This is a genomic window from Halomonas sp. ND22Bw (genome assembly GCF_003011945.1).
GTDB classification, from domain to species: domain Bacteria; phylum Pseudomonadota; class Gammaproteobacteria; order Pseudomonadales; family Halomonadaceae; genus Halomonas; species Halomonas halophila.
On record NZ_PXWD01001839.1, the window covers coordinates 1 to 234 of the forward strand.

Genomic DNA, 234 nt, shown 5'->3' on the forward strand with positions numbered 1-234 from the left:
AACAAGGACGAGCTGAAGGGGTCGTTCGTGGACAACACCACGCGCGATAGTTTCCTATTGGCCCTGAACATCTCGGCCTTCAGCTTCGTGGATGTGGCGCGTCGCTCGGCCAGGCTGATGCCCAATGGCGGCTCGATGATCACCCTGACCTATCTGGGGTCCGAGCGGGTCATTCCGAACTACAACACCATGGGCGTGGCCAAGGCCGCGCTGGAGGCCGCCAACACCATGCTG

General features: G+C 61.5%; 1 protein-coding gene. It reads left to right on the forward strand.

Annotated features, from left to right (window positions below; genetic code table 11):
- Nucleotides 1-12: 12 nt before the first annotated feature.
- The coding region (locus tag CVH10_RS24645; protein WP_369336032.1) for an SDR family oxidoreductase at nucleotides 13-234 on the forward strand (222 nt) is incomplete at its 3' end.